Annotated in this window: 13 protein-coding genes and 1 pseudogene; 10 read left to right on the top strand and 4 right to left on the bottom strand. The window is 61.6% G+C overall.

Features of this window, described 5'->3' with window-relative positions; genetic code table 11:
- A pseudogene (locus Y707_RS31295) lies at window positions 1-309 on the bottom strand (phosphofructokinase); the annotation flags it as partial.
- A 165-nt stretch (window positions 310-474) separates the two neighbouring features.
- Between Y707_RS31295 and Y707_RS24035 the strand changes: the two are divergent.
- Window positions 475-648: a CsbD family protein gene (locus tag Y707_RS24035; RefSeq protein ID WP_035780646.1), complete on the top strand. Its 174-nt coding sequence runs from the start codon at window positions 475-477 to the stop codon at window positions 646-648.
- 21 nt (window positions 649-669) lie between these two features.
- On the opposite strand, the gene Y707_RS0106640 is transcribed toward Y707_RS24035, so the two are convergent.
- From Y707_RS0106640 to Y707_RS0106630, 3 genes are read right to left on the bottom strand one after another with little or no spacing between them, the layout of a single operon-like run.
- The gene (locus tag Y707_RS0106640; protein WP_026534500.1) at window positions 670-1062 is read right to left on the bottom strand and encodes a hypothetical protein; all 393 of its coding nucleotides are present in this window, start codon (window positions 1060-1062) and stop codon (window positions 670-672) included.
- Window positions 1055-1642: a hypothetical protein gene (locus Y707_RS0106635; protein ID WP_026534499.1), complete on the bottom strand. Its 588-nt coding sequence runs from the start codon at window positions 1640-1642 to the stop codon at window positions 1055-1057. The genes Y707_RS0106640 and Y707_RS0106635 overlap by 8 nt, the downstream gene beginning before the upstream one ends.
- Entirely contained in the window at window positions 1633-2244 is a 612-nt protein-coding gene (locus tag Y707_RS0106630) for an RNA polymerase sigma factor (protein WP_051441722.1), read from the bottom strand. Before Y707_RS0106630 ends, Y707_RS0106635 begins: the two co-directional genes overlap by 10 nt.
- A gap of 157 nt (window positions 2245-2401) precedes the next feature.
- Between Y707_RS0106630 and Y707_RS0106625 the strand changes: the two genes are divergently transcribed.
- The 9 genes from Y707_RS0106625 to Y707_RS32115 form a co-directional block, all read left to right on the top strand.
- Window positions 2402-2899: an Asp23/Gls24 family envelope stress response protein gene (locus Y707_RS0106625; RefSeq protein WP_026534497.1), complete on the top strand. Its 498-nt coding sequence runs from the start codon at window positions 2402-2404 to the stop codon at window positions 2897-2899.
- Window positions 2900-2950: 51 nt separating this feature from the next.
- Window positions 2951-3133: a hypothetical protein gene (locus Y707_RS0106620; RefSeq protein ID WP_026534496.1), complete on the top strand. Its 183-nt coding sequence runs from the start codon at window positions 2951-2953 to the stop codon at window positions 3131-3133.
- Between the two features lie 4 nt (window positions 3134-3137).
- On the top strand, window positions 3138-3545 hold the full coding sequence (locus Y707_RS0106615) for an Asp23/Gls24 family envelope stress response protein (RefSeq protein WP_051441721.1): 408 nt from the start codon (window positions 3138-3140) through the stop codon (window positions 3543-3545).
- Window positions 3542-4111 (top strand): DUF6286 domain-containing protein, encoded by a 570-nt coding sequence (locus tag Y707_RS0106610; RefSeq protein WP_026534494.1) that lies wholly within the window; start codon window positions 3542-3544, stop codon window positions 4109-4111. The genes Y707_RS0106615 and Y707_RS0106610 overlap by 4 nt, the downstream gene beginning before the upstream one ends.
- Before the next feature lie 48 nt (window positions 4112-4159).
- Window positions 4160-4777 (top strand): hypothetical protein, encoded by a 618-nt coding sequence (locus tag Y707_RS0106605; protein ID WP_026534493.1) that lies wholly within the window; start codon window positions 4160-4162, stop codon window positions 4775-4777.
- 328 nt (window positions 4778-5105) lie between these two features.
- Window positions 5106-5303, top strand: a complete 198-nt coding sequence (locus Y707_RS0106600; protein WP_026534492.1) for a helix-turn-helix domain-containing protein — start codon at window positions 5106-5108, stop codon at window positions 5301-5303.
- 96 nt (window positions 5304-5399) lie between these two features.
- Window positions 5400-5858, top strand: coding sequence for a DUF4383 domain-containing protein (locus tag Y707_RS0106595; RefSeq protein ID WP_026534491.1), 459 nt, complete (start codon window positions 5400-5402; stop codon window positions 5856-5858).
- 5 nt (window positions 5859-5863) lie between these two features.
- Entirely contained in the window at window positions 5864-7162 is a 1299-nt protein-coding gene (locus Y707_RS0106590; RefSeq protein WP_162150180.1) for a serine/threonine-protein kinase, read from the top strand.
- The coding region (locus Y707_RS32115; protein ID WP_051441720.1) for a hypothetical protein at window positions 7159-7700 on the top strand (542 nt) is incomplete at its 3' end. The genes Y707_RS0106590 and Y707_RS32115, both read left to right, overlap by 4 nt.

The raw sequence follows: 7700 nt of genomic DNA, 5'->3' as shown, positions 1-7700 counted from the left end.
GTCGCCGCCGCTCTCGGCAATGGAGACACGGTCACCACCGCGCCGGTCGTGGATATAGGCGCCGCTGCGCGCACTGCCGTCCACCGTGAGGATCCGGATTCCTTCGTCCTCCAGCAGGTACTTCAGCAGCCCACCGGTTTCGCCGGCCAGCACTGAACACATCGTCACCTCTGCACCGAGCGCCCTCAGCATCCGGGTCTGCCAGACGCCCTGGCCCGCTGCATGCACGTGAACCTCGTCGGTACCGTCCTGGTCCTCCACTGTCACAGACAGGACGGGGGACGGCGCGAAAACTACGACATTACCCATATGCTCTCCCTCGGGTCGCGACAGTAAGCCTGCTTGTTATTGTTCCGCATTGACGGCATTAGTCAAACCCTCCCTGGAGGGTCCAATTGGATGGGACGCGCGTAGAATTGGTGCACCCACCGCAGGTTTCAGCGGGGCACAGCCATCGTTAGGGAGGAAAACACCATGGGTACTGACGACAAGATCAAGAACGCCGCACAGAAAGCCGGCGGCAAGGCCAAAGAGGCAGCCGGCAAGGCGAAGGGCGACGAGGATTTGAAGGCCGAAGGAAGGAACGATCAATCCAAGGCAGACCTCAAGGATGCGGGCGAGAAAACCAAAGACGCCTTCAGGAAATAGCGGCAGCGCAGGCTCTCCGCGTTACTGTGTCCGGCTTTCAATGGACAGAATCGATACATCGACGGATCCGGGAAACAGGCCGGCACGCTTGATGGTCTCGACGGCAACTTGTTGTGCCACTTTGGCGGTCTCTACTGAGCTGTGCGAAATATTGGTGGCAAGCTCAATCGTCAGGTTCGCTACGCGGTTGTCGATGCGTATATGAATACCGTCACGGCCGGTGGAAGCAGTTTCCGCCTCGGGGCTTGTCCACTTCGACATGCCTCGGCGGGAGACGGACCGTATCCGGGTCATCGTGCTCTTGAGGGTCGGCTCCAAGCGAATCACACCGGGGATTTCCGATAGGGATTGTTCCAGCATCTCCGCCAATGTCTCATGGTCGACCGGACGACCGGTCGTGGGCTGTTCAGACATCGTACAAATCCTCCACGATTACATCGATTTGCCTTGAGTTCAGGGCAACCTGGGCGCTCACGACGGCGATCACCCGTTCACGCAGTGCCTCCATAGTCGGTGGAATACTCAACGCCGATGACACCGCCACCTTTAACGTAATCCGGATGTCCGATGACTCGACCACTGCGTCGCCGGTCCGGGCGGCGGGGGTAAAGGGATCGATGCTGCACCTGCGGGCCCGCACGCCCGTCAGAGTGTCGGCTGCGAAGCGGGCGAGGGCGGCGAGGGCGTGAGCGCTGATGTGGATGGTTCCCGCTTCTGTCCTGGCCAGCTGTATCCTGCGGCCACGGCGGACTTCGGCCCGGGCCACCATCATGATGGTTTCTTTGACGCGTCCGGAGGGTTGAAGAGCTGCCTGTCCGGGGTCGTGTTGCCGCATTGCTTCGGTGACGCTGGCAAGGTTGTATAGCGCGACCCTCGCCTGTTGGCAGTCAGGGCACGACTTTTCATGGGGGTTGAGCGGCTGATCGATCACCTCCCACAGATCGTCAATCCGCCGCCCGCATCCGAGGCGGGGGGTTTCGTCTTCTAGCGCCATGAGTTCATCCCTTCGGCCAGTTGGCCCCTGGCGCGGGCTATCCGGCCGCGCACGGACGCTTCGCTGATTTGAAGCATTTCGGCAATTCGTTGATACGAGTGTCCATGCATTTCCCGAAGCAACCAACAGGCCCGCTGCTCCGGGGTTATCGTTGCCAACACATCTGCCAATCCATCCATCTGTGCGGACATCTCAGCCGTCGCTGCTGGATCAGCGGCAGCAACCGCGGGCGCTGGGCTGCGCATCCTTGCTGATTGCGGCTCCTGCTCTCCTTCACCCCACGACGTTTCCTGGTGGGATCTGCGCCGGCGAAGCAAATCCAGGCACTCGTTCGTACAGACCCGGTAAATCCATCCGCTGAACGCGGCAGGGGTCACCAGCACTGGAAGCTGCCGCCACGCCGCGATCATGGTTTCCTGAACAATGTCTTCGGCGTCCGGCCTGTTGTTGAGCATCCTGTAAGCGAGCCGGAAGATCCTTCCCTGGTAGACATCGACAAGTTGTTCGAAAGCATCCAGGTCGCCGTCCTGGGCGCGTGAGATGACCGTGATTTCGTCGAGTCCGACCAGGGGTTGCACCGATCCGTCATCAGCACCTGCCATCGGCTCACCCCGCTCCTTGATCCGCGCCCTGCGGCAACTCATCGGCGCCGCAATGGCCCCGCAGTGTGAAAAAGAATCAACTTGCCGCGTGAGGATTGCTTCCCGGCCGCGTCTTTAACTGTGTCCGAAACAATATCCCATTGAGGAGCAGATTTTCATGGTGGACCAAATTGATACCTCACGCCGCTCGTCCGTACCTCCCACCGGCGAGGAGCTGCAGCGCAGTACCCCCGAAGAAAAGCCCAAGAAGGTCGGCCCCCTGCAGACCGAGCAAGGCGATACCACTATCGCCGAGACGGTTGTGCAGAAACTGGCGGGCATCGCGACACGGGAAGTGCCGGGAGTCCATGCCATGGGAAGCGCGGCCCGACGGGCCTTCAGCGGCCTCACCGAACGTATCCCGGGCTCGCAGACCAACGCCAGTGGCGGGGTCAGCGTCGAGAAGGGCGAACGGCAGACCGCCATCGACGTCAGCATCGTCGTAGAGAACGGTGTTTCCATTGTCGACGTCAGCAAAATGATCCGCCGCAACGTCATCCAGTCCGTGGAGCACGCCACCGGCCTGGAAGTTCTCGAAGTAAACATCAGCGTCACGGATGTCCACCTGCCCGAAGACAACGACGACGACAGCGCCGACCGTGACCGGCTTGAGTAATCCCGGGCTGCCCACCGCCTGGTGGTCAGCCCCGAGTGAAAGGAGCAAACCATGAGTGCAACAGCCATGGGATTGCTGGCCGGGCTGATACTTGGCCTGGTGGCCGTGTTCGGAGGGTTTGACGCCTTCCTCATCGTGGCCTTACTGGGTGCCGCTGGCTTGGTCGTCGGCCGGATCATCGAGGGCAAACTCGACGTTGGGGCGCTGTTCGGCCGTTCAAACGACCGGCGGTGAGGCCATGAGCGACATGCAGACACGCTCTGAAAGGCGTCAGCTTGATGCTGACATCGAGTCCCGCGGCCGGTTGGAAATAGCCGGGAAAGTGGTCGAGAAGATTGCCAGCCGCGCTGCCGCGGAACTTGAAGCCGTGGGAGGCCCCTCCGGCGGCTTCCTGGGCGTTGGAGACCACGCAGAGTTGTCCGCCCGCCCCAAGGCCAGGGCGCAGCTAAGCGGGCAGGTGGCAACTATTGAGTTGACTGTGGGCGTGCGGTACCCGGTGCCGCTGCGGCGCACCGGAGAAGAGCTGCGCCGGCGTATCCAGTCGCGGGTGAGCGAGTTAACCGGCATCGACGTCCGGCAGGTCGACGTCGACATCTCATGGCTATTGGCCGGGGAGGCCGGTCAGCGGACGAGGAGGCTGGAATGAGCAAAACTTCCCGTTCAAAGAGTCTTCGGCGGCGGCCCAGCCGGGCGTTGGCGGCTTCCATCGTCGCCATCATACTGCTCGCCGTCGGGTCAGCCGCCGCCTGGATCAGCATCGAGCGCTTGAGTACCGGTGCGTGGCCGGGGTATTTGAGCCCGGCCACCCGGTGGCTGACGTCGCTGTCCTGGAACAGCGTCGGATTGTGGGCCACAGCCATCGTACTTGCCGTGATCGGTGTAAGCCTGTTGCTGACCGCACTGGTCCCCGGAAAGTTCAATGGGATACGCCTGCAAGCCGGCCATGAGGATCGGGACAGGGTCACTGAGGTCCTGCTGAGTAACCGGGCCCTCACCCGTCTCGCGACCGCTCATGCCGACCAGATAGACGGAGTGACCTCCAGCAAGGCCACGTCGAAAGGCAGACGTGTCCATCTACGGGTCACCTCGCCGCTGCGTCAACCCGGAGATCTGCGCAGGCGCGTTGCCGATGCGGTAAGCGAACGGCTGCAGTCAACCGCCCCGATGACGAACCCCAAGGTCGGCGTCAATGTTCGGTCTACCGATGACTAGGCGACATGTGCGTCCCGAGCCCACAACATCTCATGAAAGGAGCCGATCATGCGGCAGGGAGTAGGATCATTCAACCGCACTTGGCTGGCCATTGTCGGAATACTCGCCCTGCTCCTCGGCACCGCCGGACTGCTGCTGGCGAGCGGACTGGGCAACAAGGTCGGACAGGCACTTGGCCTTCCCGGCGCCCTTGCAGCCCCAACGCAATCCGTGGTGACGCCAGGAGTTCAGTCAGTCTTCGAGTCACCCGCCATCCCTGCGGTTATAGCCACGGCAGGGATGATCCTCGCCATCCTTGCCCTCCTCTGGCTGGTCAAGCAGATACCGCGCAAGAATCAGGCCCGCCCGCTCCGCCTGCACGCCGACGGCGCAGATGGACTGACGACATGCGACCCGCAGGTACTCACCGAAGCGATCAGCCAGCAGGTCGAGGCTTTCCCCGGCGTCGTCCGCAGCGGCGCCGTGCTACGCGGAACCGCATCCTCCCCCGAACTAACGGTCCACGCGACCGTCAGCGACCGCACCGATATCCGCGAAGTCGTCGACTACATATCCGAGCACACGGCGGCGGATCTGGAAACAGCCCTCGAGACGCCGCTGCAACGCCTGGCAATACTGCTCGACGTCTCCAACAGCAGCCGGAACAACAAAACCATAGTGCTGTAGGCACTCCCCCATACCTGCACGGAACTGCACGGGCCCATTCACCGAGCCAGAAGCCAACATCTGCTGGGCGGACTACTCTAGCCCACCCCTCAAGGAACGAGTGTGGCACCCATCCCAACCCGGGGCGGGTGCCACACCCATATCGTGGGTACACATCGACTCATCCCGGAAGACCGTGCACGTTGACCAATCCGGTCGGGCGTTCCCATCGAATACTGTTTAGGAAGTGGTCGGGGTAAAGCAGCTGCCCTAACGGCCGTATAAATGGGGGGGATCCCATGAACCACATATTGTCATGCACTAATCAGCACCGACCGCGGACCGTCTAATGGATGAGAAGTTCCACGCCGTCGAACTCTTAACGGTGGCTGAAGTCGCTGCCGCATTGCGCGTGTCCAAAATGACTGTTTACCGCAAGATGCATGCAGGTGAACTGACTTCTGTCCAGTTCGGACGGTCATTCCGTGTCCCGGCCAGCGCCATTGAGGCTTACATGCCCGCTGCAAGCGGCTCTCACCAAACATAAGCGGCAGACTGACTCCTTCCAGTCGGGACAGCGCACCCATCAGCGATCTTTCCTTTCACCCTGCCGGAAGGATTATTAGAGGAGAAAACCATCACTGTGTCAACGTCAAGACATCTGCAGAGCAACCGCACGGCCGTACAAAAGGCTTCGCTGGCCGTCGGCGCCGTTTTTGTACTCGTCGGTGTCCTGGGATTTATTCCGGGCATCACGACCGACTATGGAACCCTGCAGTTCGCCGGGCACGAGTCGGAAGCCATGCTCCTCGGCATCTTCCAGGTCTCCGTTCTGCACAACATTGTCCACCTGCTCTATGGCGTGGGCGGCATTGTTCTGGCAAAAACGGTGTCCGCCGCCCGAACCTACCTGATGCTTGGCGGAGTGACTTACCTCTTATTGTCGCTTTACGGTTTTCTCATCGGCGGTGGGTCAGCCGCGAATTTCGTGCCGGTGAACGTCGCTGATAACTGGCTGCATCTTGGTCTGGGTCTCGGCATGGCTGCCTTGGCCCTCACCTTGACGCCTCGTACCACCAAGAGAGCGGATAAGGCCCACTGATGAAAGTGGACATTTCTTCTTCAACGGCAACAGAAGTGGTTCTGGACGGACGGTACCGGCTGGGCGGCCTGATCGGGCAGGGCGGCACGGCCGCCGTATACAGGGGCCGGGACGACGTTCTTGGCAGGGATGTGGCCATCAAGCTTTTTCGCACGGCTCCCGATAGTGATGACGAAGCCGAACAGATCAGCGATGAAGTCCGCTTCCTGGCCGGGCTAAGCCACCCGAACTTGGTGACCGTCTTCGACGCAGGCATTGATACGGTCACCCTCGACCGGCGCGCCTACCTAATCATGGAACTCCTTGAAAGCCCGGACCTGCATCGGGCTCGATCACTGGCAGGTTCGGACGCCCAATACCGGTTAAGCGAAGCTGAAGTTACGACCATAGGCGTCGGCATAGCCACCGCACTGGCTCATATCCACCACCGCGGAATTGTGCACCGTGACGTTAAACCCGCCAATATCCGCACCGGCGAAACCGGCAACCGCCACCGGTCTGCGCATCCAAAACTCACCGACGTCGGCGTCGCAGGATTTGCCGAGCGCAGACAGCCGGACGAAACCGGGCTGTTCACGGGTACAGCAGTATATTTCAGTCCGGAACAGGTCAGCGGAGGGGCGCTTACCGCGGCCACAGATGTTTACTCTCTGGCACTGGTGCTGCTCGAATGCCTCACCGGTGAGGTGGCCTTCCCCGGTGAAGCTGTGCCTTCCGCGGCGGCGCGTCTTCACCGCCGACCCCATATACCGGCGCGCCTGGGTCATGAGTGGGTCGAATTACTCACAAATATGACCGATCGCGCGCCGGCAGCACGTCCCCGCGCGGCTGAAGTTGCAGCAACCCTATGCACCGTTGCCGGCCTCCAAACAGACATTGCTGACCGTGCCACCGAAACGTCCGCTCCAACAGAAAAGGTTCGGACCGTTGCGCGTCCCGGCTCCGAGGACGCGTCAACCCGCTTGCCTTCGGCAAACCCGCGCCCTCACACCTCGCCGATGACTACTGTCGAGGGCGCCAACGCGTCACGGCCCCATGTCCGCTGGACGGGATCACGCCTGCATCTTCCTGAAGAAGATGAGACCCACCGGAATCGTGCTGAGCCGATCCCGGGTAAACGCCGCGTTCCCCGCCTTGCCAGATGGGCCATGGTGGCGTTGATTGTGGCCATTGCCATCCTCACGGTTGCCACGGCTCTCGCTCTGCTCCCGGACACCGGTGGCGCTCCGGTCGATTACCCAGCAGTACCCGCAGAACTGGGAAACCGGCTGGAAGAACTTCAGGAAAGTGTTGGCCGGCCATGAAAAACACCAGAAGGGCCTGGTTCCTCCTTGCTGGTGCCGCTCTAAGCCTGCCGCTGCTCAGTGGATGCGTAGCCACTCCCGACTACGAGCCGGACGCGGCCGCCCGTCTACAAGCCAGCGTACTGAACGTCACGCTACAGGCCGCCGAAAGAGACTACACTGAGGCCTTGGAAGGCTTGGAAAAACTCATCACCACGGTGGAATCCGCAGCGGCAACCGGTTCCATCGGGGCCGACCGGGCTGAACGCATAAAAGCAGCCATCACCGCTGTGCGGGCAGAGCTCGAGGCCAAAGCCGAAGAACGAAAACAACCCGGGCCAAAATCTGAAGCGGGTCCCATGCCTGCACCGCTACCGAGTTCTGCACCATTTCCGGTGCCAGCACCTGCTCCTGATCCGCAGAAACCGGCACCCGGAACCGTCCCTGCTCCCCCTCCGGCAGCTCCCGGAAACGGTGGATCCACGTTCACCCCGGAGGGCCCAGAGTTTGGTGGCCCGCTGCCTGCACCCGCTCCGGTACCCGCTCCGGTACCGGCTCC

This window comes from Arthrobacter sp. H14 (assembly GCF_000520495.1).
Classification (GTDB): Bacteria; Actinomycetota; Actinomycetes; order Actinomycetales; family Micrococcaceae; genus Arthrobacter_C.
Note: the sequence above shows the minus strand (reverse complement) of the source record. Positions and strands in the feature narration are given on the sequence as shown.